We start from the raw sequence: 24,207 nt of genomic DNA on the forward strand, positions 1-24,207 counted from the left end.
GCGGTGCACTCCCGCACGCTCCCCCGCGTACACCTTTGCGCTCGCTTGCGCACCGCCCGGCCCGGGCATGCCTTCGGTGACTGTCCGACATCAACGACTGTCCGACTCCGTCGAGCGGGAGGTACGCGGTGCACGGACCGGCGTCACCAGGCTGGCTGCTCGTCGCGCTGTGCGCGGCGACAGGGGCCTACTGCCTGTTGCGGATGCGCAGCCCCGTCGAGGAGCAGCGCCGCACCGCGGGCGCCGAGGCGCTCATGGGATTCGGCATGGCCGCGATGGCCGTGCCCGCGGCGGCGGCCACTCCGCCGCGCTGGACCTGGTTCGCGTACGCCGCGGTGTTCGGCGCGGCCGCCGTGCGCGCGCTGTGGTCGGCCCGTACGAGCCCGCACCATCTCCACCATCTGGTCGGGGCCTGCGCCATGGTCTACATGGCCGTCGCGATGGCCACCTCCCCCGGGCACCACGGGCACGCCGGCGGTTCCGGGATTCCCCTGATGACCGGGGCGCTCCTGCTCTACTTCGCCGGGTACGTGCTGCGATCCGGGGCCCGGCTGTTGCCGGCCACGGCCGGGGGCTCGGGAACGCTCGGCGGCACTCCCCGTACCCTCGGCTGGGGCGACCGCCCCGAGTTGTCGCAGGCATGCCGTTTGTCCATGGGGATCGCCATGGTGGCCATGCTCGTCACGCTCTGAGAACCACCCCGGCACCACCCGCGTGAAACCGTGGCGTACGTCACTTTGCCGTCGCGGGCCGTATCGCCCGGCGACGCTCCGCTCATAGGCTTCACCCCATGATGGTCCCCGCGGCACTGTTGCTGCTCGGCGCCCTGGCCGCCGTGGTTGCCCCACGGCTGCTCGCCCGGGCGGACTGGCCGGACCGTGAACCCGTGGTCGCCCTGTGGGTGTGGCAGTGCGTGGTGGCGGCCGTTCTGCTGTGCTGCGTGCTGTCGATGACGCTCAGCGCGGCCGCCGCTTGGGTGGCGGTACGCGGCCATGTCTTCGGTCCCGCCCCGCACTCCGTGGTGGACGCCTACGCGCTGAGCGACGGAAGTCCCTGGGCCGCGGCGACCGCCGTGGCGCTCGCGTGCGGCGGTGCCTGGACCGCGGCGATGCTGGTCCGCGAGGTGCTGCGGGCCCGGGCCCACCGTCGGCACAGCCGTGACGAACTCCTCGTACGCGCACCGCTGTTGCCCGGCGAGGAGCCGGACAGCGGCCGGCTGGTGGTACTGGAGGGCGAGCGTCCGGACGCCTGGTGGCTGCCCGGGACCGCTCCCCAACTGGTCGTCACCACGGCCGCGTTGCGCCGTCTCAAGGGGCGTCAGCTGGATGCCGTACTCGCCCATGAGCAGGGACACGCGCGGGCTCGGCACGACTGGCTGCTGCACTGCTCGGCCGCGCTCGCCGTGGGTTTCCCGCAGGTGCCCGTGTTCGCCGCGTTCCGCGACGAGATGCACCGCCTGGTCGAACTGGCCGCCGACGACATGGCCTCCCGCCGCTTCGGCCGCCTGACGATCGCCCTCGCCCTGGTGGAACTGAACGAGGACCGGGGCGTCTTCGGCCCCGGCGCCACGCCGCAGGCCCACGTCCCCCACCGTGTGAACCGCCTGCTGACTCCCCCGGACCGGCTGACGCCGTCGCATCGGCTGCGACTGACGGCGGCAGCCACGCTGGTGCCGGTGATCCCCCTGCTGGTGACGTTCGTACCGGGCCTGCGGGCGCTCGGCTAGGACCTCCGTATGCGCTCCCCGTGACGGCCTACGAGCGCCGGTTCGGCCCGGAGCGTGCTTGACTGGCCGGACCGCGCCCCGAAGGATCTCCCTCATGACGATCAAAGCCGTGCTCTTCGACTTCTCCGGAACCCTGTTCCGTGCCGAACCGACCGAGTCCTGGCTGCGCGCGGTGCTCAAGGATGCCGATCTCGACCTGCCGGAGCGGGAGTTGACGGAGGCGGCGGGCGACCTGGAGACGGTGGGCGCCATGCCCGGCAGTGGCGTCGCGCCCCGACTGCCGGAGGGCTCGGAGGAGTTGTGGCACAGACGGGACGAGAGCGCCGAGCGGCACCGGGCCATGTACACCGCGATCTCCCGCCAGGTGCGGCTGCCCGATCCCCGGCTGCACGACGCGCTGTACGACCGGCACATGCTCCCGGCCGCCTGGGGGCCCTACCCCGACGCGGCCGAGGTGCTCGGTACGCTGCGTGAGCGGGGGGTCGCGGTCGGGGTGGTCAGCAACATCGGCTGGGATCTGCGGCCCGTCTTCCGTGAGCACGGCCTCGACCCGTGCGTGGGCGCGTACGTGCTGTCGTACGAGCACGGCATCCAGAAGCCGGACGCCCGACTGTTCGCGACCGCCTGCGACGCGCTGGGCGTCGCCCCCGAGGACACGCTGATGGTCGGGGACGACCGCCGCGCGGACGGGGGTGCGGCGGCGCTGGGCTGCGCGGTGCACTTCGTGGACCACCTGCCCACGGCGCAGCGCCCGGACGGGCTGCGGCCGGTGCTGGACCTGGTCGGCTGACCCGCCCGGCCCCCGAGACGCCCGCGGTCCCGACAGCCGTCGATGCCGGCCCGGACACGGACAATGCTCGACGTCAGCCTTGATAGTCCTCGACCTGCGAAGACGGTCGTACGCGCGCCTCGTCCGGGTTCTCCCCGAACTCGGACTTCGCGCGCCGCTGGCGCAGCAGGTCCCAGCACTGGTCGAGCGCCCGCTCCAGCTCCCCGAGCCGTTCGTGCTCCGTGGCACTGTCGATCCGCCCCGATGCGACGGCGTCGCGCAGCCGTCGTTCGTCGTCCACCATCGCCGCGATCCTGGCCAGGATCTGCTCTTGATCCATGTCCACCCGCCTCCCTCGCCACTCCAGCCCACTCTAAGGAGGCCACGGCGGCTGTGCGACTCGCTCGGGGAATCCCGCTCGGCTCGTGCCCGTCCCCCACGGTGCCGCGCCACTCCGGGCTCCTTGGGGGGCGAGGTGGATCTGACAGACGTGGACGCTGTGATCCTCGGTGGCGCCGACCACCTGGATCGGGACCGTGACCAGGCCGAACGAGGCCGCGCGTGGCTGTGAGCCCGTGGTCAGGATGCGTATCCGGGCGAGCCGGGCGAGTCTGAAACCATGCCTGGAGAGCTGCACGTGATCGTGTACCCGCCATCCCCGACCGACGGCAGCCGGCGGGTGCGCGTCAACGGGGAGCTCCTCGGCACCGCACACTCACTGCGCGACCTGGCCGCCTTCCTCCGCTACGCCGGGCTGGAGGGATACGACGAGGTCGACGTGGCCAACTCGGAGCTGATCGAGTGGCACGGCGGCGGGCCCGAAGCGTGGTCGCGACCGAAGTGACGCCACTACTGGGCCGGCTGCGCACCTGAAGGCGAGTTGATCGCTCAGGAATCTCGCCCGTCCGCCTGAGACGATCCCCCGCGTCGCCCCAGGCGGACGGCAGCCCGGGGCCTCCCCCGCGAAGGGCCATGGCCCGGACGCTCTGAGTATAGTTGGCTGGCAGCCAGTCAACACAGGAGTTTCAGCATGTCCCCGCGCAGCCCGTCGGTCAATGAAGAGTTGCGGCGGCGTTCCCGGGAGCGGCTGCTGCAGGCCGCGGTGGAGCTGGTGAACGAGCGCGGCTACGAGGCGACGACGCTCGGGGACATCGCGGATCGCGCGGGATCCGCACGCGGACTCGTGTCGTACTACTTCCCCGGCAAACGCCAGCTCCTGCAGTCCGCCGTGCATCGCATGATGCACCGCACTCTGGAGGAGGGGCTGGAGCGCGAGCCGCCTACCGAGGACGGCCGGGAGCGGCTGGCGAGGGCCATCGACGCGATTCTGGGCCTGGCCCGGGACCGGCCGGTGCTGATGCGTCAGCACATGGCCGGGATATTGCAGGGCGAGGGGTTCGTGCAGTGCCCGGAGCAGCAGCGTCTCGCGCAGCTCCTGCGGGAGACCGTCGCCCGGTACGGCTCCCAGGACGCCGACACCGACTACCCGATGCTGCGGGCGGTACTCATGGGTGCGGTGTACGCGGCCCTGGTGCCGGGTGCGCCGATGCCGGTCCCGAGGCTGCGGGCCGAGCTGTTCGAGCGCTACCACCTCGACTGGGAGATGGGTGTCCCGCCGGACACCGAGGTGCCCGGCGGGACGTGTGAGAGCGATCTGTCACGGTTCTTCGCGACCGGTCGGCGACCGGATGAACAGGGGCCGGACGACCGGCGGCCGGAGGATCAGTCGAAGTAGTCCGGCTGCGTCTGGACGTTGAGTTCGCGCAGATGGACCCGCTTGGCCGGGTCGGTGCGCCGGTCGCTGAGCTTGAGGACGTCGAAGCCCTTGGCGATGTCGTTCGAGTAGATGTAGCCGTTGTAGTAGTACGCCGACCAGGAGCCGCCGACCGTGAGCGTGCCGGTGGTCAGTGGTCCGCGCTCGAAGTAGGCGATCTCCTTCGGGTTCGAGGAGTCGGTGAAGTCCCAGACGGAGACGCCGCCCTGGTACCAGGCCTGGACCATGAGGTCCTTGCCCTTGACGGGGATCAGCGAGCCGTTGTGGGCCACGCAGTTCTCGGTGTCGGCCTGGTGGCGGGGGATCTTGTAGTAGCTCTTGAAGACGAGCTTGCGCCTGTCGCCCTTGCCGACGATGTCGTAGATGCCGTCGGCACCGCGGTTCGGACCGATGGCCGCGTTGCAGGTGGCCGCGCCACCGCCGCCCAACTCGTCGGTGAACACGACCTTGTCGGCCTTCTGGTTGAAGGTCGCCGAATGCCAGAACGCGAAGTTGACGTTGTCCTCGACCTGGTCGATGACCTTCGGGTGCTCCGGGTCCTTGATGGAGAACAGGATGCCGTCGCCCATGCAGGCGCCGGCGGCCAGGTCCTTGGAGGGCAGGACCGTGATGTCGTGGCAGCCGGTGGTCTTGGAGACGCCCGGGTTGGTGGGCGCGCCCGGGTTGCCGCCGCCGTCCGGTCCCTCACCCGGGAACAGCACCGGGAAGTTCACCACGGCCGCCTTCTCAGGGGCGCCCCGCGGCACCTTGATGACCGAGATGCCGTCGTGCGGGGGCTGGCAGTCGGGGAAGGTGGCGCTCGGCGAGTACGAGGCGACGTAGATGTAGACGTTCTTGCGCTCGGGCACCAGCGTGTGGGTGTGTGAGCCGCAGGCGGTCTCGACGGCGGCGACGTACTTCGGGTTCGCCTTGTCGGTGATGTCGAAGACCTTCATGCCCTCCCACGAGGACTTCTCGGTCGCGGGCTGCGTGGTGCTGTTGCAGGAGTTGTCGCTGCGCGAGGAGTCGGTGGACAGGAAGAGCAGGTTGCCGGAGACGGACACGTCGTTCTGCGAGCCCGGGCAGAGCACCTGCGACACCGTCCTGGGCGCCTTCGGGTTGCTGATGTCGAAGATGCGGAAGCCGTCGTAGTTGCCGGCGAAGGCGTACTTGCCCTGGAAGGCGAGGTCCGAATTGAGGCCGGTGAAGGCCTCCTTGGGGACATTGGCGAGGTGCTCGATGTTGTCGGAGTGGACGATCTCGTCCACTCCGGGTATCTCGCCGCTCGCGATCGCCGCCTTCGCCTCGGCGGAGTCACTCCTGGACACCTTCTCCTGCACGGCGGGGCCGTCCCCGGGATCGGGGGTGGCGGCCGCCGGGCCGGCCGTGAGCAGCGTGGCCAGGAGTCCGGCCGCGGCCGCGGCAACTCCCAGGCGTCTGCGCCGCGTTCGGGGGTCGATCAACAGGGTCACTGCGTCCTCCCTTGTAGCCGTTCGCAGTTGAACGGTTCACGGACCCCAGAAGTATCGTCCGCCCCATGCACTGATCAACAGATGGCAACGCACTCGTAATGAAAGTTTTTGATCAGTAACGTTCACCGACGTGCTAGGACGGTCATGAACACCCGTGAGATGTCCGGCGATTCATGTGCCCCAGGAGGTCGATGTGCTGCCCCGTCGTACGTCCCACGCGTCCCGTACGCCCCGCACTCGCCGTGCGCTCCTGGCCGCGGCGTCGCTGACGGCTGCCGTGCTCGCGCTCGGGGCCTGCGATTCCGGATCGGCTTCCACACCCAAGTCCGCCGGGACGAGCGGGCCTTCGGTGATCGCCCCCGGCAAGCCGGGCGAGGCGGCCGAGACGCTCTCCGCCGCGGACGCCGCGAAGCGGCGCGGCGAGGACGACTCCCCCAACACGGCGGACTTCGCCTACGCGCGGATGATGATCGAGCACCACACCCAGGCCCTGGAGATGACCGGTCTCGCCGCGAAGCAGGCCGCGTCGGGCCCGGTGAAGCGGCTCGCCGCGCGGATCGCCGCCGCACAGGGGCCGGAGATCACCACGATGAAGGCCTGGCTCACGGCCCACGACGGCGACAAGCGGGCCACGGAGCACCAGCACGAGGCGATGCCCGGCATGGCGACCGAGGCGCAGCTGAAGCAGTTGCGCGCGGCGCGGGGCAAGGCCTTCGACACACTCTTCCTGAAGCTGATGATCACACATCACGACGGGGCGATCTCGATGGCCACGGACGTGAAGGCCCAGGGCAACAACATCCAGATCGAGGAGATGGCCGACGACGTGATCGCCCAGCAGACGAGCGAGATCAGCAGGATGCGCGAGATGTAGCGACGCCCGGCGAAGCGCCCGGAGACCCATTCGACCGATCACCCCACGCGTTCGCGTCGTGATTTTCCGTACGGATGAACACGCACACGCGTGCCGCGCGCCGCACCCTGTCAGCGGGGGCGTCGGTGGTGCGATGCTGGAGCCATCAGCGATCTCCTCGAGCTGTTCGGCTTTCGGATTGGGAGTTCCGCCGTGTTGCATGTCGCCGTTGTCGGATCGGGGCCCAGTGGGGTCTACACCGCCCAGTGCCTCGTCCAGAGCGGGCTGTCCGAGGTCCGGGTGGACGTTCTGGACCGGCTTCCGTGCCCGTACGGCCTGGTGCGCTACGGCGTGGCACCCGACCACGAGAAGATCAAGTCGCTGCAGAACAATCTGCGGGCGGTCCTGGAGGACGAGCGGGTCCGGTTCCTGGGCGGTGTCCAGGTCGGCCCGGGCGGGGTGCCGGTGGCCCGGCTGCGGGAGCTGTACCACGCGGTGGTCTACTGCGTGGGCGCCGCCACCGACCGCCACCTCGGAGTGCCGGGCGAGGAGCTTTCGGGCAGCTGGTCGGCGACCGACTTCGTGTCCTGGTACAGCGCGCATCCCGATTCCGTCTCCGGCGGCTTCGCGCTCGGCGCGCGCTCGGCCGTGGTCGTCGGCGTCGGGAACGTCGCCGTGGACGTGACCCGGATGCTGGCCCGCGGCGCCACCGAGCTGAGCCCCACCGACATGCCGCAGGCGGCGCTGAGCGCGCTGGCCGAGAGCAACGTGACGGAGATCAGCATGATCGGGCGGCGCGGACCCTCGCAGGCCCGGTTCACCACCAAGGAGCTGCGCGAGCTGGGCGCGCTGCCGGACACCGAAGTCGTGGTGGACTCCGAGGAGTTGGCGCTCGATCCGCAGTACGTCGACCCGTCGGCCTTGCCCGCCGCGCAGCGCCGCAATGTGGAGGTGCTGCGGGGGTGGGCCGCCGCGCCGCCCCAGGACCGGCCCCGCCGGATCCGGCTGCGCTTCTTCCTGCGCCCGGTCGAGCTGCTTCCCGACGAGGGTGACCGCACCCGGGTGGGCGCGGTGCGCTTCGAACGTACGGCGCCCGACGGACGCGGCGGGGTCATCGGGACGGGACGGTACGAGGACATCGAGGCGCAGTTGGTGCTGCGCTCGGTCGGCTATCGGGGCGTCCCGCTCGAAGGGCTGCCCTTCGACACGGACCACGGCACGGTGCCGCACCTCGCGGGTCGGGTACTGCGGGACGGCGTGGTCACCCCGGGCGAGTATGTGGCGGGCTGGATCAAGCGGGGCCCGACCGGCGTCATCGGCACCAACCGGCCGTGCGCCAAGGAGACCGTGACCTCGCTGCTCGAGGACGCCCCCGAGCTCGTACGACGGGACGTGGCGCAGGAGCCTCTCGCGGCGCTGCGGGCGGCCGGGGCGGCGCCGGTCCCATGGGCCGGGTGGGAGGCGATCGAGCGGGCGGAGGCGGAGCTCGGGGCCTCGCTCGGTCGGCGTGTGGTCAAGCTGCCCGACTGGACGTCACTGCTGGCGGCGGCACGGACGGCGACTTCGTCCTAGGGCCCGTCCGGTGGACGGGTCCCAGGGCCTGTCCGGCGGATCATGCCGGGAACGCGGGGCGGGTCCTAGCGGAGTCGAGCGGGACTCCGTGGGCATGACACATAGCGGCAACAGACCGGAAATCAACAAACTGTTCAAGCCGCTTACGGTCTCGTGCTGTCCGGACGTACCTCACGCCGTCCGGCGGTTCCCGTCCCCACCCGCCGCTCCTGGAGTGCCCATGGCGACCACCGCACCCGTGCATCCCGTCGATGAGGTCCCACCCGTACGCCACCTGGTCGCCTTCGGGCTGCAGCACGTGCTCGCGATGTACGCGGGAGCGGTGGCCGTGCCACTGATCGTGGGCGGTGCGATGAAGCTCTCGCCCGCCGATCTCGCGTATCTGATCACCGCGGACCTGCTGGTCTGCGGTATCGCGACCCTCATCCAGTGCGTGGGCTTCTGGCGTTTCGGTGTACGACTGCCGATCATGCAGGGCTGCACCTTCGCGGCGGTCTCACCGATGGTCCTGATCGGGACGACCGGAGGCGGACTGCCCGCGATCTACGGATCGGTGATCGTCGCGGGGCTCGCGATCATGTTGCTGGCGCCGGTCTTCGGCAGGCTGCTGCGCTTCTTCCCGCCGCTGGTCACGGGCACCGTCATCCTGATCATCGGGGTCTCGCTGCTGCCGGTGGCGGGCAACTGGGCGGCCGGCGGCGTGGGCGCGAAGGATTTCGGGGAGCCGAAGAACCTGGCGCTCGCGGGCTTCGTCCTGGCCGTGGTGGTGGGTGTACAGCGGTTCGCGCCGGCCTTCCTGAGCCGGATCGCGGTGCTGGTCGGCATCGCGGTGGGCCTCGCCGTGGCGGTGCCGTTCGGATTCACGGACTTCGGTGGGGTCGGGGACGCCGACTGGGTCGGTATCAGCACGCCGTTCCACTTCGGCGCGCCGACGTTCCACGCCTCGGCGATCGTGTCGATGCTGGTCGTGGCACTGGTGACGATGACGGAGACGACCGGTGACCTCATCGCGGTCGGCGAGATGACCGACCGGAGGGTCGAGCCGCGCACGCTGGCCGACGGTCTGCGCGCCGACGGTCTCTCCACGGTTCTCGGCGGTGTGTTCAACACCTTCCCCTACACCGCGTTCGCTCAGAACGTGGGTCTGGTCGGCATGACCCGGGTGCGCAGCCGCTGGGTGGTCGCGACCGCGGGCGGCATCCTCGTCCTGCTCGGTCTGCTGCCCAAGCTGGGCGCGGTGGTCGCGGCGGTGCCGGCGCCGGTGCTGGGCGGCGCGGGCCTGGTGATGTTCGGGACGGTCGCCGCCAGCGGGCTGCGGACGCTGGCCGAGGTGGACTTCAAGGGCAACAACAACCTGACAGTCGTGGCCGTCTCGGTCGCCGTGGGCATGCTGCCGGTCGGGGTACCGACGGTGTACGCGAAGTTCCCGGACTGGTTCCAGACGGTGATGAACAGCGGGATCAGCGCCGGATGCCTGACGGCGGTCGTCTTGAACCTGCTCTTCAACCACCTGCCGGGGAAGCCGGGTTCGGCCGATGTCGCCACCGAACCGGAGGCCGCCTCGGCCTGAGCCCCGCCGGGCGCTCAGTCGGTCGGCCGCTCGATCGCGGCGAGGACGCTGTCGAGGAGCCCGGGGAACAGGGTGTCCAGGTCGGGTTTGCGCAAGGCGTTCATCTCGGCTGTTCCCCGCGCGTCAGCGCTCGACTGTTCCCCGCGTGTCAGCGAATGCCGACAGGCCAGGGGCCTGTCCGGCGGGTCTTGCCGGACAGGCCCCTGGGCCCGAGGAGGCTCAGCGTTTGAGCGTGAAGGTGAAGTCGCCGGAGAGCTTGCCGCTCAGCCGGACTGCCGAAACGAGTTTCCCCTCCGTGATCAGTCTCTCGACCTCGGCCCGCGAAAGACCGCAACCTTCAGCGATCAGTCGCACCGGCCGGACAGGGATCCGCGCCGCAAAACGGACCGATACATCGATCACATCGATCACCTCGCGGTCCAGGTGATCCGATCCGCCGGTGTCGAGGCGCCAAGCGTTGTCCCAGTCGAGGGCGATGCGATTACGGCGCCGCACGACCGGATCCTGGAGCAGCTCAGCTGTCAGGCCGAGGTCGTTGTCATGCAGCCGGTCCAGCAGATCAGGTCGTACGGAGCGCACATTCATCCGCTCCAGGACCGTGAGCTTCGCGGTTTCCCCGCACGCGGTACAGAGCGCGAGGAGCCAGGCGTCGATGAGCTTGTGGTTCGCGTTGACGCGAAATTTTCCGCTTGCCCGGAAGCGCTCGGACGCGCACGCGTGGCAACGGCGGAGAACGAGCGGCAGGCAGGTGGGCATGACCACCCAGTTTTCGAGCACAGAAGTACACCGGTTTCAGTGAGAAGTCCGCAGCAAAAAGGAGCGCGGCGCACATGCGCGACGCGCGACGATTCAGCGCTCGGGAGGTCTCACAGGGTGTACAACGGCACGTCCTTGACCAGACGACTTGGTTCGGCAGCACGGTAATGGCGCACAGCGGCGCCGCTCCACTGGTTTTCGAACTCCTCACCGCCAGGTTCTGTCCGGCGGATCAGGGACGAAGCCAGAGCCGGATCGCGGCGACGGTGACGGTGGCGTGGAAGACGCGGGCCCGCTTGATGCCCCTTTGGATGTCGAGCGGCCCGACCGGCGTGCTCCAAGCAGTTGCTGACGCGGAGAGGCGAAACGCCTGAGCAGTTCTTGCGCCATGACGTGACCGGGATGACACAGATCCGCGACCCGACGAAGACCCGACAGCGAACCGGTCGACGAACGGAAACCCTACATACTGTAGGGTTTGGCACATCGTGAGCCTCTTACGTCTCGGGGGACCCCAATGAAGGAACGTGACGCCGGTCCGGCGGCGCCGAGGGACGGCGCCTTCGAGCGGATCCTGGACCGCGCTCTCGATTCCCCCGAGATCATGGCAGCCATGGAGCATGTGGGCGTGGCGGACACGCGCGAGCGCCTGCGCGCCGAAGCCCTTCAGGCGCGCCCCGCGCTCTCCCGGGCCGCCGCGGTCGAGTACGACCGGTACCTCCGGCTACGCGCGTCCGGACGACATGACGGTCCCTCAAAGGAAGCCTCCGGTACGGAAGATGGGTCCGTGTCCGTCTCGGCGTTGCTCGCGCCGAGTCTCGGTGTCGTCGCCGCGGGCGTGTACGTCCTGAGCGGGTTCGATCTGCACGCCCTCGATGTACGCCCGCATCTGAACGACGGACTGATCATGGTGGTGGTGATCCTGGCCGCCGTGACGGCGGGCGCGGCGCTGGGCGACCTTCTCTGGTCGCTGACGACGCGCGGCCGCCCCACCTCGGAGGACCGCGATCCCGAGCTCAGACACGCCCATGAGGACTGGCAACTGACCCTGCTGGAGCGGGGAGTGATGCCGTTTCTGCTCGGACGGCTGGAGGGGACGGCCTCGGTCCAGCCCCCGCTCCAGCCCGCTCTTCAACCTTCGCTTCAGCCCTCGACGAGGGAGCGGCCCAGCCAGTCGGACTTGTCCTTCGCACCGGGCAGCGCGAAGAAGTAGCCACCCCCGGTGGGGCTGATGTAGTCGACGAGCGGCTCGTCGATAAGACGTGTCTGCGTCGCCTCGAACTGACGTACCACGTCCTGCTGGTAGGAGCAGAAGGCCAGGCCCATGTCCAGGTTGCCCGCCGTGTCGACACCCCGGTCGTAATTGTAGCCGCGGCGCAGGATCCGGGTCGTGTCGGTCTTCGCCGTACGGGGGTTGGCGAGCCGGATGTGGGCGTCCAGCGGGATCGCCTCGCCCTTGGGGTCCTTGGTGTAGCGCGGGAGGTCGGTCTCCTGGGCACCGTCCAGCGGAGCACCGGTGTCACGGCGGCGGCCGATCATCTTCTCCTGCTCGGTGAGCGAGACCCGGTCCCAGAACTCGACCAGCATGCGGATGATCCGGATGACCTGGTAGCTGCCTCCGACCGCCCAGGACGGTTCGCCGTCGGCCGCAGTGACCCAGACCAGTTCGTCCATCTCGCGGGACGAGGTCGTGTCCGGGTTGGCGATGCCGTCCTTGAACCCGAGGAAGTTGCGCTGCGCGCCGGTCGGACGCGACGGGTTCTGGAAGCCGTCGATGCGCCACTTGACCTGCATCGCGCCGCGCGTGTGCCGGGTGATGTCGCGCAGGGCGTGCAGCACCGTGTCGGAGTTGGCGGCGCACAGCTGCAAGGACAGGTCGCCGTGGCACTCGGCGGCGTCGAGGTTGTCGTTGGGGAAGGTGCGCATCGGCCCCAGGTGACGCGGTATGCGGTCGGCGAGTCCGTAGCGGCCGTCGAAGAGCGAGGCGCCGACGCCCACGGTGACGGTGAGGTCGTCCGTGGGCAGGTCCGGCCCCAGCAGGCCGCTGTCGGAGGGTGGTGCGCCCACGCCGAGGTCGACCGGGGTGCCGCCGGTGGTCAGGAAGCGGGCCCGTTCGGTGATCGTGCGCAGCAGGGCGGCCAGTTCGCCCCGGTCCTTGGCGATGACGTCGAAGGAGACGAAGACGGCGGCTCTGGGCGCGGGAGTGGTGATGCCGGCCTGGTGGGCGCCGTGGAAGGACACTTCGCCCCCGCCCGAGTCGGCCGCCGCGGCGGGGGTGCTGCCCGCGGCCGTTTGGGCCCCGACGAGCCCGGCGCCCGCCAGGGCGGCTCCGGCCACGCCGACACCGACAGCGGTCTTGGTGAACGTACGGCGGCCGAAGGGGCAGCCACCCGGCGCGGCCTGGTCGTCCTGGCTCGGGGTCGTCATCGGGGAGGTCCTCTCCTGTGGGCGCATGGTCCCGGTACAGCGGGGGCGGTGGTACGGCGCGGGTGGGCCGACGCGTTGGGGTCGGCGCCGCTGGGCTGCTCAAGCGGCCTTTGGCGGCTCACGCGGCCTTGCGGATCTCCAGGAGGTCCGGGATCGGGGCGAGGTCTTCCAGTAGCTGGCTGACCGTGCCGTCGAGGCGCTGCCGGTCAGTGTCGGACAGCTTGTCCAGCGGCGTCCAGGTGCCGTCCTCGGCCCGCTGGGCGAGCACCAGTTGCTCGGTGCGCCGCATCCACGCGTCGACAGCAGGGAGCACCTCGGCGTTGCGCTTGTCGATCAGCGGGCGGAGCAGGGTGAGCAGTTCGCGGGTGCCGTCGAGGTTGGCCTCGGTGGTGGCGAGCTCGGTACCGCTGCCGTAGTCGGCGTTGCCGCTCAGTTCGCGGTGCAGGGTGTTCTCGAGGATCTCGTGGGTGCGCAGCGGGAGGTCGGCCGGGTCGAAGTCCTGCTTCGGAAAGTCCTTGCGCAGGGCGTCCACGTCGGCGGCGAGCCGCTTGGTGTACGGCGCGAGCGTGGCGGCGGACTGGCCGTGCCACAGGCCGTACTCGATGCGGTGGAAGCCGGTGAAGGCCGGGTCCTCGACCCCGCCCGCGAGTCCGGCCGTACGGCCGTTGATCTTCGCGTCGAAGTCGGCGAAGGTGCCGTAGGCGGCGCCGAGCGAGGCGTACCGCGTGTGCGCGGGCAGCCAGTCCTTGCGGGCCCGGTCGAGCTTGCCGGCGTCGATGTCGCTCCGCAGGGTGCGCGTCTTGGTCTGCAGGTCGGCCAGGCCCTGGTCGACATAGGCCCGGTAAGCAACCAGCGGTGCGGCGAGGTCCTTCTCGGAGACCGGCAGCACGGCCTGAACGGAGCCGCCGCCCGCGCTGACGCGCACGGCTGCCGAGGTGACGGCCTTCCCGCCGTTGGGTACACAGCGCCAGGCGTACGAGCCCGTCCCGACGGTGGCGATCAGGGCGCGGGTGGTGCCGGGGGCTATGCCCTCGACCTCGCCGTAGACGGCGTTGCTGACCGGGTCGATCAGATAGATCTCGGAGGTACGGGAGCCGGTGTTGCGCACCTGGAAGGTCTGCCGGCCCGGTTTGGGCTCGGTGAAGCCCCTGCCGCAGTCGGACGCGGACACCTCGACGACAGGCGTCCCGGACGCGGGCTTTCCGCCGCTGGCGGCGATGGTGATCCCCGCGATGAGCGCGGGGGCGGCGACGAGAGCGGCGGGGACCGTCCAACGGGGGAGGCGACGAGGGGTGGACGGCTTGGCCGCGGGGGGCTCGGTGGGAGCGGACGCCTTCTCGCGGCTGGAGGAAGCGGGTTCGGCGGGCTTCTCGCCCACGGTGGCGAGCGTGGCGGAGTGCTCAGCCTCGGTCACGGCCGACGCGGTCGGCGCGGCGACAGGTTCCGCGGCCTGCGTGGCAGTGGGTCCCGCGGTCTTCTCCGCCTCTGCGGAGTCGAGCGGCGGCGCGGACATGAGCTTGGCCGCTCTCGCGACGTCCGTTGCGGCGAGCACCGCCGCCTTCGTGCCCTCAGCGAGCGGGGACGCCCCGGACGGCGACTCGGCAGGCTCGTCGGCCACCGCGCCAGCGACCCCCGCGGGCACCGAGCCGTCCGACGTCCGGGCCCGCGCGACGGCGGACCCGCGGACGCCGCGCACGAACAGCGTCATCACGATCGCCAGGTACGCGCCGTAGACGCCGACCTGAAGCCAGGTCATCTGCGGGGTGAGGTTGAGCGTGCCCTGGACGACGGTGACGTACCAGGAGGCCGGGTCGAGATGCGCCGAGAGATCGAAGGCGTACGACGTGCCGCCCGGGATCACCGTGGCTTCCTGCAGATCGCGCATGCCGTATCCGAGAACGCCCGCGGCGATGACGATGAGCACGGCGCCGGTGATGGTGAAGAACCGCGTGAGGTTGATGTGCAGCACACGCCGGTACAGGCCCCAGCACAGCGCCGCGGCGATCAGCAGCCCGGCCGCCGCTCCGGCGGGCGGACCCGAGGAACTCCCCGCGGCCTGCGCGGTGGTCCATAGAAACAGCGCGGTCTCCAGGCCCTCGCGGCCGACGGCGAGGAACGACGTGGCGATCAGTACACCCGCGCCCATGCCCAGCGCGGCGGTGACCTTCTGTCTGATCTCGCCGGAGAACGTACGGGCCGAGCGCCGCATCCAGAACACCATGGCGGTGACGAACACGACCGCGACCAGACTGAGCGTGCCGCCGAACGCCTCCTGCGACTTCCCCGACAGGTTCGCCGCGGTGAACGTCAGGACCGCGCCGAAGCTCGTCGACAACCCGATGGCGGCGGCAACTCCCGTCCACACATGGGGCAGTCGGGCACGCTGGTCGGACCGTACGAGTGTGGCGACCAGAACCGAGACGATCAGTCCCGCTTCCAACCCCTCACGCAGACCGATCAGAAAGCTGGGAAACGCGTCGTCCCACACCTCGGGCCTCTCTCCGATACAGCGAATACCAGGCCGGGCGGCCAAGGGCGGGGCTTAGTGTAGGCATGCCTAACTAAGCGTCAAGAGAGCGCACAAATCGCGACACAGTGGACGTGATCGGCGGCCCCGGACCGCGTCGGCCGCATCGAGGGCTGATCGGCCGATCAGCCGACGCCACAGCCGCACAGGGTCGGCATCACGCCTCTGACCTGTGGCTATGCGAGGGCGGAAGAGCAATGAACCCGGCGTCCGCGGCCCTTCACGGGGCGCACCGCGACGGCCCGGCGGCGTAACCAGACCCTCGCCCGGGACCTTCTCTCCGCGCTTCGATTCTTACCAGCCCCTTACCGCGCGGCACCGCCCGGACCAGGCAGTCTTTCCCCACAACGCCGTCGACCACCGCTCGTTAAGACCCTCGGCGGCAATCCTCACCGCGACCACAACCCTCCTTTCCCTTACAGCGTGTAGGGTTTCCCCGCTCTGCCCTTCGTAGGGAACGCACAGGGTTTCCCCACCTCCGCTCCCGCTGCCCTCCCCCACCGCCCTCTCCCCAAGGTGATGCTCCACCGTGTCTGCCCAACAGCCAGTACTCGTCCCGGAACAGCGGAACTCGAAGTCGCGCCGGACGGACCCGACCGGACGGCAGGCCATCGGTGCCCGGCTGCGACCACGGGCGGCCGCGGCCACGGTCTGGTACCTGCGACTGCTCGCGCTGCTCAACGTGGTGGCGGTCACCTCGCTGCCGTTCCGCGAAGAGGTGCACGAGCACAACGGAGGTGAGTTCTTCACCCCCTACCTGGCCACCGCCGGGCTGGTCTCGGCCGCGCTGGCACTGTTCCTGGCCCTGGTGATGCGGCGCCGCAAACGGGCCGCGTGGATCTTCAACATGCTGCTGGCGGGACCGCTCTTCGGGCTGTACGTCCTGGCCCTCACGCAGGAGCAATGCCGAAGGCACGGCTTCAACTGGTTCTCGACCCTGTTCACCGGGCTCTTCGTCGTCGCGCTACTCGTGGGACGGAGGGAGTTCCAGGCCGTCGGGGACCGCTCCAACCCCCGGCTGGCGCTGGCCGTCGGCGCCGGCGGCATCCTGGTCAGCGGCACCCTCGGAACGCTGCTGGTGAGCGCCACCAACAAGGTGTCCGGCGCGCCGCTGAGCGACCGGATCGCGTACACGCTGCTGCGCGGGATCAGCGTCGGCCCGCTCGCCGACCACCTCGACTCCGTGGTCGCACCCCGCTGGGTGGACGTCATCATCAACATCCTGATGGCGGCGTCCTTCCTGCTCGTGCTCTACGCCTGCTTCCGCGCGCCGCGTGGGCGTGAACTCCTCGGCGAGGACGACGAACGACGGCTGCGCGGGCTCCTCGCCAAGCACGGTGAACGGGACTCACTGGGCTACTTCGCGCTGCGCCGCGACAAGGCCGTCATGTGGTCCCCGAGCGGCAAGGCGGCGATCGCCTACCGGGTGGTCGGCGGGGTGACCCTGGCCTCCGGCGACCCGATCGGCGACCCCGAGGCCTGGCCGGGCGCCATCGAGGCGTGGCTGCACGAGGCGCGACGGCACGCCTGGACGCCGGCCGTGATGGGCGCCAGTGAGGAGGCCGGCACCATCTACGCCCGGCACGGCCTCGACGCCCTCGAACTCGGCGACGAAGCCATCGTGGACCGCGCCGACTTCACCCTCGAAGGGCGCGCGATGCGCGGAGTGCGCCAGGCGCACAAACGCATCCGCCGGGCCGGGTACACCGTCGGCATCCGCCGCCACGAGGACATCCCGGAGGCCGACATGACCACCCTGATCGACAAGGCGGACCACTGGCGGGACGGCGATACCGAGCGCGGGTTCTCCATGGCGCTCGGCCGACTCGGCGACCCGGGCGACGGCCGGTGCGTCATGCTGGAGTGCCGCGACAGCCAGGACGAACCGCGGGCCGTGCTGAGCTTCGTGCCGTGGGGCGAGAAGGGGCTGTCGCTCGACCTGATGCGCCGGGACCGGAACTCCGAGAACGGACTCATGGAGTTCATGGTCATCGAACTCCTGCTGCGCGCCCAGGAGATCGGGGTGCAGCGGGTCTCGCTGAACTTCGCCATGTTCCGTTCCGTCTTCGAACGCGGCTCCCGGCTGGGTGCCGGCCCCGTGCTGCGTCTGTGGTGCACGGTGCTGACCTTCCTCTCCCGCTGGTGGCAACTCGAGTCCCTCTACCGGGCCAACGCCAAGTACCGGCCCGTCTGGGAACCCCGCTACCTCCTGTTCGAGAAGAGCAGCGACCTCCCCCGCATCGGCGTCGCCGCCGCCCGTGCGGAGGGCTTCCTCACCCCGCCCGCCCTGCCCGCGCTCGGCCGCCGCCCCCTCCTGCGGGCACCGGGTGGACAGAGACAGCCACCGCACAAGGGCGCGCTGATCCCCGGACAACAGACGCGCGCGGACGACGAGACGACCCCGGACGCCCGAACCGACGCGCAGACCAACACTTCGTCCACCACCACCTCTTAGAGCGGCGCCTCCACCCGGCGCCCGCCATGTCATGGTCACCCGACGTTCATGTCGTCCGGAAACGATGCGGCCGATCACCGAGCCCGCTCCCGGACGAATCGACTCCCCCATGAAACGCATCGCGGCCGCCCCCGCCCTGGCTCTCGCCCTCTCCGCGCTCTCCGTCCTCCTCGTGTCCCCGCTCCCGGCGCAGGCCGCCGGCGGGGCGTCGGAAAGTTATGGGTCGAAGACGCCGTACGCGCCGCAGCAGGACGCCCGTACGTACCAACGGGCGCCGAAGGGCTTCGTCCCGGTCTTCACGGAGAACGTGTCCCGGCACGGTTCGCGCGCTGCGACGAGCGGCGAGGACGGCCAACTGATCCTCCAGCTGTGGGACAAGGCCGAGAGCGAGGGCGAACTCACCCGGGCCGGTGCTCAGTTCGGACCGCGGGTGCGCTCGCTGCTGGCGGCGATGGAGAAGGTCGGGTACGGCAACCTCAGTGGCCGGGGCAAGCGGGAGATCCAGAACACGGCACGGCGTATGGAGCGGCGGCTGCCCGGACTGTTCACACGCATCGCCGAGGACTCAGAACCGATCGACGTGGTCAGCTCGGGCCAGGGCCGCGCCGTCGACAGCGGCACCCTCTTCGCCTCGGCCCTCGCGGACGCCGACCCGGCCCTCGGCCCCCTCATCGGCCCGGCGCGCACCGACCCCGACCTGCTCTACTTCCACAAGTCCGCGGGCGGTGCCGCCTACCGCGACTACATCGCGAACGACCAGCGACTGGCCACCACCCTCAAGAGCATCACCGAGCAGCCGGCCACCCACCGCGCGGCCCGCGACGTCCTGAAGAAGATCTTCACCCCGGCCTTCGTCCGGCGGATCTCGGCCGGGGAGTTCGCCGCCATCGGCAGCGAGGTGGACGCGGCCCAGGCGGTCTACAACCTGTACAGCATCGCCCCGTCCATGAGCGACGAGGGCAGGTGGCACCTGGAGCGCTACCTCGCTCCGCGCGACGCCGCCTGGTTCGCCTATCTCGGCGACGCCGAGGACTTCTACGAGAAGGGGCCGGGCTTCGCGGACAGCGACATCACGTACAAGATGGCGGACGTCGTGCTCGACGACTTCTTCAAGAAGGTCGAGGCCAAGCGCGACGGGACCAGCGACCTGGGCGCCGAGCTGCGCTTCACCCACGCCGAGGAGATCATCCCGCTCGCCGCACTCATGCGCCTACCGGGCAGCACGAAGCCGGTGACGACGACTCAGCCGTACACCTATGCGGACAACCCGTGGCGGGGCGGCACGGTGGCTCCGATGGCCTCGAACGTCCAGTGGGATGTGTTCCGCAAGGGCGACACCTACCTGGTGCGGATGCTCTACAACGAGAAGGAGACCGCGTTCAAGGCGGGCTGCGCGCCCGTGGCGAAGGGCAGCGCCTTCTACGACCTGGACGAGCTGGAGCGCTGCTTCGGGCGCACGAAGTCGTGAAAGGTGCCTCCGTCCAGGTGACTTGGGAACTTCTTTACGGATGCCGTCAGTTCTGATCACACCGGCTCGGTGCTCGCTCCGAGCCGGTTCGAAGCGATGAGTGCGATCAGTGAAGGAGCCACACCGACATGGTGTTCAAACGGCTGCTCGGGGCGATGGGTGCAGGCGGCCCCTCGGTGGACACGGTTCTCGACGGCGGCGCGGTGGCGCCCGGCGGGATCCTGTCCGGGCAGGTCCACCTCCAGGGTGGCAGCGCGGACGTGCAGATCGAGCACATCGGGCTCGAGCTGATCGCCCGGGTGGAGGCCGAGCACGAGGACGGGGAGAGCGAGGGCGCCGTCGTCTTCGAAAGGTTCACGGTCGGCGGCGGTTTCCGTCTCGCCGAGGAGGAGCGGTACAGCGTTCCGTTCCGTGTGTCCCTGCCCTGGGAGACACCGGTCAGCGAGCTGTACGGGCAGCCGCTGGGCATCGTCCTCGGCGTGCGTACCGAGCTCGCGGTGGCCGGTGCGAGGGACAAGGGCGACCTGGATCCGCTCGCGGTGCGCCCGCTGCCCGTCCAGGAAGCGGTCCTGGAGGCACTGGGCCAGCTGGGCTTCGGCTTCAGGTCCGCCGACCTCGAGTACGGCCACATCGGGGGTACGGGGCAGCAGTTGCCCTTCTACCAGGAGATCGAGCTGACGCCCGCGCCGCAGTACGCGCACGTGGTGAACGAGATCGAGCTGACCTTCCTCGCCACCCCCGCAGGTATGGAGATCGTCCTGGAGGCCGACAAGCGCGGCGGGCTCTTCGAGTCCGGGCAGGACGCGCTCACCCGCTTCACGGTGAGCCATCACGATGTCGAGGCCCGCGACTGGAACAGCGAAGTCGACGGCTGGATCAAGCAGTTGGTCGAGCACCGGGCGTCGTACGGCTCCCACGCCACGTACGGTCACGCCGATCCGTATGCCGGGGGAAGCTCGTACGGGCATCACTCGGGCCATGAGTCGGGCCATGAGAGCCACCGCTCCGGGCCCGGCGTCGGTACCGCGGTCGCGGTCGGCGCGGCGGGGCTCGCGGTGGGGGTGGTCGGCGGCCTGGTCGCGGCCGAAGTCGTCGACGAGGTGGGCGACTTCTTCGAGGGCGACGAGGACGACGAAGGCGGCGAAGAGGACTGAGTCCTCAGGCGGGTCCGTGTCCTGGGGCGGTGCGCGCCGTCCCAGGACACGGACCCCGGGGGCTCAGTGCGCGGCGCCCGGAACCTCGGTCGTCACGCGCGGGGCGTCCTGCTCGGCGGAGTTCCTGATGACCGCCGTGGGGGTCACCGCAGCCGCGTCCTTTTCGGCGGTGGCGGCGGACGCGGGGTTCTCGTCCTTCATCGCCTTGGTCTCGCTCTTGAGGATGCGCATCGACTTGCCCAGTGCCCGGGCGGTGTCCGGCAGCTTCTTCGAGCCGAACAGCACGATGAACAAGATCGCCACGATCAGCAGGTGCCAGGGTTCCAGTCCGTTGCGGAGCATCGCGCGCCCGCCCTTCTTCGCCTCGGTCGAGGGCGCGCGTCCCACTGGCCGCCACCCGCTTGAAGATTGCTGCTTTGCGCAACAGTACAACCATGGGGTCGGATCGGACGTCTCCCGGCTCCCTCTTCTGCTCTTGTTCCGCTCCTGTTCCGCCGCTATTCCGTGCGCAGCGCGGTGGCGGTTCGCGTCCGAGCGGCCCAGCCCGCGGGCAGCAGCGCGCCCAGGACGGCGATCAGCAGGCCGCCGAGGGCGAGCAGGATCAGTTCGGGCGTGCGGTAGACGGCGATGACGGACTCGGGCAGCTCCAGCCCGGCGCTGTGCCCCATGGCCGGCATGACCCAGCCGTGCAGGGCGACACCGAGCGGGACTCCGAGGGCGCCGCCGACGAATCCGGTGACGACGACCGAGGTGACGACCATGGCGACGGTCTGCCGCGGGGTCATCCCGAGGGCCTTGTGGATGCCCAGGTCGCGGACCCGTTCGCGGGTGTCGAGAACGACTCCGTTCAGCACGCCGAGTCCGGCGACCGCGACGAGCATCAGGGTGAGGACGGCGGTCAGTGAGTTCAGGACGGTGACCGTGCTGCTGTTGTCGCCCACCCGACCGGTCTCGGCGGTGACGCCCAGCGGCCGCAGTACGGCGTTCAGCCGGGTGGCGTAGGCCGTCACGTCCGTGCCGGATCTCACCGCGATCTGGTGGCTCTCGACCTGGAGGTCCGGTTCGGCGGCGGCGAGGGTCGCGCGGTCGGTGAAGACCTCCATGCCCTGGTGGTGGGTGTCGAGGACCTCGCCGACGATCCGGACCGTGACGGCCGTGCCATGGTCGTTCAGGGTGACGGTGTCGCCGACCCGGGTGCCGGTCGCGGTCAGGAAGGGGGTCGGCACAACGGCCTCACCCGACCTCGCGATCCACCGCCCCGACACCATCTCGTAGCCGCCCCAGGAGGCGTCCCCGGTGAACGCGACGACGTTGACGACACCGGCCGCCCCGGAGACGGTGGCCTGGGTCGTGGCGACGCCGTAGTACTTCCCGGTGCCCGGCTGGGAGTCGATGGCCGCCGTGATCGCGGCGGGATCGGCCGCGGCCGCCTTCGCGGCACCCGGACTCCTGGCGCCCGGTGCCGCGGGGCCCCGCGGTTCCCTGACTTCGACGGTGACGTCGGCGGCGTCGTGCGCCCGCGCGGCCATCACCTCGGCGAGCGACGAGGAGAGGCCGACGGCGAAGGTGACGGCCACCGCGCCGAACACGACGGCCGCGCCCATGGCGGCCGAGCGGGCCGGGCGTGCGAAGGGACGCGCCAGCCCGAGGCCGACCGGCCTCGGGAGCGGCAGCAGTGCGCTCACCCGGGCCGCCGACCGTCCACGCCCTGGGGACGCCGTACGGCCGACGGCGAGCGCGTCCACCGTGCGCAGCCGTCCCGCCCGCCACGCGGCAGCCCAGGCGGTGACCGCCACCAGGCCCAGCGCCCCCGCGATCACGGCGAGGTCGACCCAGGGGGTGACCGCCAGGCCGCCCGTTCCGTAGACGTTCGCGGTCTCGGACAGCACCGGGACGGCGGCGAGGTTGCCCGCGACGACACCGAGGGCGGTGCCGATCGCGGCCGGGACCAGGGCCTGGCCGACGTACGCCCGTACCACCTGGTGCGGGGTGAATCCGATGGCCTTGAGGATGCCGATGCGCCGCAGCCCCGCGCCGACCGTGCCCGCGACCACGTTGCCGACGATGAGCACCGACATGACCAGGCCGAGGACGCCGAACGCGAGCAGGAAGGGGACAAACAGCGCGGTCTCCCGGTCGGCCGTCTTCTTGACGGTCAGCCAGGACTGCGCCCCGGTCACCGCCCCCGCGGGAACGACCGCGGTCACCGCGCGACGGCCCGCGGCGAGCTGGGCGGCGGTGTCCGCCCTGGTGAGGCGGTAGAGCATCTCGTAACCGGCGCTCCGGCCCTTCGGCGTCAGCGCGGCGATCTGGGCGGGCACGACCCAGGCGTCACCGGTGCGGCTCGCCGACCGGGCCAGGCCGACCACCTTCAGCGTCGGCCCCCCGGGCAGTCCGGGGAACGTGAGCCGCCGCCCGAGGCTCGGGAAGGGCTGGGATCCGTCGGAGACCACGATCTCGCCGGGGCGCTCGGCCCACCGTCCCTCGGTCAGTGCGACCCGGTCGACACCGGTGTGCGGCTCGGCGCGGCCGACGACCGTCATCGGCACCCCGTCGATGCCGCCGGCCACGCCTTCGATCTCGGTGTGCGGGGTGAGCGTCACGGTCCCGAACGGGCCGGACGCCTCGGCCACCCCCGTGGCGTCCGCCGAGGCGGACAAACGCGCCGCCGTGGCCCTGCGCGCGTCGAACTGCACGGACAGGTGCGCCCCGTGCTCCCGGGCGAAGGCGTGGTCGAAGGGCGCGCTGGAGGCCACCAGGAGCGATCCGCCGAGGACCGCCGCGGTCACGGCCATCATCATCGTCAGCCCGATCACCAGGGTCTGCACCCGGCGGCGGCCGACGCCCGAGCGGACGACCCGGTCCAGCGCGCTCATCGGACCGCCTCCGGCCTGACGTCCTCGGCGATCCGGCCGTCGACGAGCCGAACGGTGCGGCTGGTGCAGGACCGGGCCAGCGCGAGGTCGTGGGTGACGACCACGATGGTCTGGCCATCGGCGTTGAGGTCGGTGAGCAGTTGGCCGACGTCCTCCCCGGAGGCGCTGTCCAAGGCGCCGGTCGGTTCGTCGGCGAGCAGCAGGGACGGACGGTTCATCAGGGCTCTGGCCACGGCGACGCGCTGGCGTTCGCCGCCGGACAGCCGCCCGGGGTAGGCACGGGCGTGCCGGTCGACACCGATCGTCTCGAGCAGTTCCGCGGCGCGCCGGTGCGCCTCGGCGCGTGGCATTCCGGCGAGTTGGGCGGGCAGGACGACGTTGTCGGCGACGGTCAGGTCGTCGAGCAGGTTGAAGAACTGGAAGACCATCCCGATCCTGTCCCGCCGGTAGCGCGCCGAGGCGGCCTCGCCGAGTTCGTCGACCCGTACACCGTCCACGGTGACCGTCCCGGTGTCCGGTCGGTCCAGGCCGGCGATCAGGTTGAGCAGGGTGGACTTGCCGCTGCCGGACGGTCCGAGGATCGCGACCGCCTCGCCGGCCCGGACGGTCAGCGACGTGTCGTGCAGTGCGGGCGGCCCGTCGTCGTACTTCCGGCTCACCTCGCGCAGTTCGATCAGGGGTGTGGTCATGGAGTCTCCCTCGGTCCCGCCCGCCGGTCGGCCGGTCTGCCCGGACGCTAGGTGCGCCGCCGCTTCGGGCGCGTCGGTCGGCCGAGTCATTTCCGCTACCGCGTCCGGATGAGGCCGTACCGGGTCATCCCTGCGATGTA

Annotated in this window: 20 protein-coding genes and 1 pseudogene; 12 read left to right on the forward strand and 9 right to left on the reverse strand. The window is 70.6% G+C overall.

Features of this window, described 5'->3' with window-relative positions:
* Positions 1–128: 128 nt before the first annotated feature.
* The 3 genes from OG568_RS07685 (at position 129) to OG568_RS07695 (ending at position 2,516) form a co-directional block, all read left to right on the forward strand.
* The gene (locus OG568_RS07685) at positions 129–692 is read left to right on the forward strand and encodes a DUF5134 domain-containing protein (protein ID WP_329530840.1); all 564 of its coding nucleotides are present in this window, start codon (positions 129–131) and stop codon (positions 690–692) included.
* A gap of 98 nt (positions 693–790) precedes the next feature.
* Positions 791–1,726 (forward strand): M56 family metallopeptidase, encoded by a 936-nt coding sequence (locus OG568_RS07690; RefSeq protein WP_266426996.1) that lies wholly within the window; start codon positions 791–793, stop codon positions 1,724–1,726.
* Positions 1,727–1,820: 94 nt separating this feature from the next.
* On the forward strand, positions 1,821–2,516 hold the full coding sequence (locus OG568_RS07695) for an HAD family hydrolase (RefSeq protein ID WP_329530841.1): 696 nt from the start codon (positions 1,821–1,823) through the stop codon (positions 2,514–2,516).
* Between the two features lie 73 nt (positions 2,517–2,589).
* Here the strand turns inward: OG568_RS07695 and OG568_RS07700 are convergent, their stop codons facing one another.
* The gene (locus OG568_RS07700; RefSeq protein ID WP_266654180.1) at positions 2,590–2,835 is read right to left on the reverse strand and encodes a DUF2630 family protein; all 246 of its coding nucleotides are present in this window, start codon (positions 2,833–2,835) and stop codon (positions 2,590–2,592) included.
* Positions 2,836–3,114: 279 nt separating this feature from the next.
* Here OG568_RS07700 and OG568_RS07705 point away from each other — a divergent pair, with 279 nt between their 5' ends.
* Positions 3,115–3,339 (forward strand): hypothetical protein, encoded by a 225-nt coding sequence (locus OG568_RS07705; protein WP_329361405.1) that lies wholly within the window; start codon positions 3,115–3,117, stop codon positions 3,337–3,339.
* A 186-nt stretch (positions 3,340–3,525) separates the two neighbouring features.
* The gene (locus OG568_RS07710) at positions 3,526–4,230 is read left to right on the forward strand and encodes a TetR/AcrR family transcriptional regulator (RefSeq protein WP_266588707.1); all 705 of its coding nucleotides are present in this window, start codon (positions 3,526–3,528) and stop codon (positions 4,228–4,230) included.
* On the opposite strand, the gene OG568_RS07715 is transcribed toward OG568_RS07710, so the two are convergent.
* Positions 4,218–5,720, reverse strand: a complete 1,503-nt coding sequence (locus OG568_RS07715; protein ID WP_329530842.1) for an LVIVD repeat-containing protein — start codon at positions 5,718–5,720, stop codon at positions 4,218–4,220. The genes OG568_RS07710 and OG568_RS07715 overlap by 13 nt on opposite strands.
* 193 nt (positions 5,721–5,913) lie before the next feature.
* Between OG568_RS07715 and OG568_RS07720 the strand changes: the two genes are divergently transcribed.
* The 3 genes from OG568_RS07720 to OG568_RS07730 all read left to right on the forward strand — a co-directional run bounded on the left by OG568_RS07720 (position 5,914) and on the right by OG568_RS07730 (position 9,715).
* On the forward strand, positions 5,914–6,594 hold the full coding sequence (locus OG568_RS07720; protein WP_329530843.1) for a DUF305 domain-containing protein: 681 nt from the start codon (positions 5,914–5,916) through the stop codon (positions 6,592–6,594).
* A 192-nt stretch (positions 6,595–6,786) separates the two neighbouring features.
* The gene (locus tag OG568_RS07725) at positions 6,787–8,145 is read left to right on the forward strand and encodes an FAD-dependent oxidoreductase (protein WP_329530844.1); all 1,359 of its coding nucleotides are present in this window, start codon (positions 6,787–6,789) and stop codon (positions 8,143–8,145) included.
* Between the two features lie 220 nt (positions 8,146–8,365).
* Complete coding sequence (locus OG568_RS07730; protein ID WP_329530845.1) at positions 8,366–9,715, forward strand: nucleobase:cation symporter-2 family protein; 1,350 nt, start codon at positions 8,366–8,368, stop codon at positions 9,713–9,715.
* Positions 9,716–9,729: 14 nt separating this feature from the next.
* Here the strand turns inward: OG568_RS07730 and OG568_RS07735 are convergent.
* A pseudogene (locus OG568_RS07735) lies at positions 9,730–9,834 on the reverse strand (transcriptional regulator); the annotation flags it as partial.
* Between the two features lie 100 nt (positions 9,835–9,934).
* A complete protein-coding gene (locus OG568_RS07740; protein WP_329530846.1) occupies positions 9,935–10,492 on the reverse strand; it encodes a DUF1062 domain-containing protein in 558 nt (185 codons plus the stop codon).
* A 496-nt stretch (positions 10,493–10,988) separates the two neighbouring features.
* On the opposite strand from OG568_RS07740, the gene OG568_RS07745 reads away from it, so the two are divergent.
* The gene (locus OG568_RS07745) at positions 10,989–11,684 is read left to right on the forward strand and encodes a hypothetical protein (RefSeq protein WP_329530847.1); all 696 of its coding nucleotides are present in this window, start codon (positions 10,989–10,991) and stop codon (positions 11,682–11,684) included.
* Here OG568_RS07745 and efeB read toward each other — a convergent pair.
* Both efeB and efeU read right to left on the reverse strand, forming a co-directional pair.
* Positions 11,615–12,898: an iron uptake transporter deferrochelatase/peroxidase subunit gene (gene efeB / locus OG568_RS07750; protein ID WP_329530848.1), complete on the reverse strand. Its 1,284-nt coding sequence runs from the start codon at positions 12,896–12,898 to the stop codon at positions 11,615–11,617. The two genes, OG568_RS07745 and efeB, sit on opposite strands and share 70 nt — an antisense overlap.
* Before the next feature lie 118 nt (positions 12,899–13,016).
* Entirely contained in the window at positions 13,017–15,386 is a 2,370-nt protein-coding gene (efeU, locus tag OG568_RS07755) for an iron uptake transporter permease EfeU (RefSeq protein ID WP_329530849.1), read from the reverse strand.
* 568 nt (positions 15,387–15,954) lie between these two features.
* Here efeU and OG568_RS07760 point away from each other — a divergent pair.
* The 3 genes from OG568_RS07760 to OG568_RS07770 all read left to right on the forward strand — a co-directional run bounded on the left by OG568_RS07760 (position 15,955) and on the right by OG568_RS07770 (position 20,502).
* Entirely contained in the window at positions 15,955–17,880 is a 1,926-nt protein-coding gene (locus OG568_RS07760) for a phosphatidylglycerol lysyltransferase domain-containing protein (protein ID WP_443077575.1), read from the forward strand.
* Positions 17,881–17,989: 109 nt separating this feature from the next.
* Positions 17,990–19,348 (forward strand): histidine-type phosphatase, encoded by a 1,359-nt coding sequence (locus tag OG568_RS07765; RefSeq protein WP_329530850.1) that lies wholly within the window; start codon positions 17,990–17,992, stop codon positions 19,346–19,348.
* A gap of 128 nt (positions 19,349–19,476) precedes the next feature.
* Positions 19,477–20,502 carry a sporulation protein gene (locus OG568_RS07770; protein ID WP_329530851.1) on the forward strand — a complete coding sequence of 342 codons (1,026 nt, stop codon included), beginning with the start codon at positions 19,477–19,479 and terminating at the stop codon, positions 20,500–20,502.
* Between the two features lie 63 nt (positions 20,503–20,565).
* On the opposite strand, the gene tatA is transcribed toward OG568_RS07770, so the two are convergent.
* The 3 genes from tatA to OG568_RS07785 all read right to left on the reverse strand — a co-directional run bounded on the left by tatA (position 20,566) and on the right by OG568_RS07785 (position 24,067).
* The gene (gene tatA / locus OG568_RS07775; protein WP_266431789.1) at positions 20,566–20,844 is read right to left on the reverse strand and encodes a Sec-independent protein translocase subunit TatA; all 279 of its coding nucleotides are present in this window, start codon (positions 20,842–20,844) and stop codon (positions 20,566–20,568) included.
* Between the two features lie 155 nt (positions 20,845–20,999).
* Positions 21,000–23,378, reverse strand: a complete 2,379-nt coding sequence (locus OG568_RS07780; RefSeq protein ID WP_329530852.1) for an FtsX-like permease family protein — start codon at positions 23,376–23,378, stop codon at positions 21,000–21,002.
* Positions 23,375–24,067 (reverse strand): ABC transporter ATP-binding protein, encoded by a 693-nt coding sequence (locus OG568_RS07785; protein WP_329530853.1) that lies wholly within the window; start codon positions 24,065–24,067, stop codon positions 23,375–23,377. Before OG568_RS07785 ends, OG568_RS07780 begins: the two co-directional genes overlap by 4 nt.
* Positions 24,068–24,207: the final 140 nt, after the last annotated feature.

Source organism: Streptomyces sp. NBC_01450 (assembly GCF_036227505.1).
Taxonomy (GTDB): domain Bacteria; phylum Actinomycetota; class Actinomycetes; order Streptomycetales; family Streptomycetaceae; genus Streptomyces.